Source organism: Vibrio sp. 378, from assembly GCF_033339435.1.
Map to the genome: position 1 here is coordinate 1 of NZ_JAWOUO010001229.1, position 512 is coordinate 512.

General features: G+C 46.9%; 1 pseudogene. It reads right to left on the reverse strand.

The window, feature by feature from the left end:
* Positions 1–512, reverse strand: a pseudogene (locus R7Q48_RS31290) (hypothetical protein); the annotation flags it as partial.

The window sequence follows — 512 nt, forward strand, 5'->3', positions numbered from 1 at the left end:
GTGTATTCTGCGCCAACGACGAAGTCTTCTAAAATACGTGTTTCACCGCCAATAGTGACGCTGTCGTTCTCATCGTACTCATCGGTTTTACCAACGGTTTTCTGCCCTTTGATGTAGACATGGTTGTCGCTATCCCAAATGTAATCGGCACGCAGACCCGCTAAGGTGCCTTTGCCTTTTTCGTCTTCGTTGTTTAACTCTTCGACTTGTTTACCTGCTGCGGAAATCTTGATGTGTTTGGTCACTTTGACCTGAGTTTCCAGTTCTGCCTGTTGAGAATCCGTTCTTAGTGTGCCGTCGGACTCACGCTCTTCCATCGAGGTAAATCGAGTTTTCACCGCAACACGATCCGTTGCTTGAAGACGGATTTCCGTACCATAAGATTCTTGTTCTAAATCGTCATCTTGGCTTGCGTAACTGTAGCCTGCATCTTTAGATTTGTACCAAGCTTTAACATCGTTACCCACAGCAGAAAACACGTTCGGGGCGATATCGTAGAGGTTCACCACCCC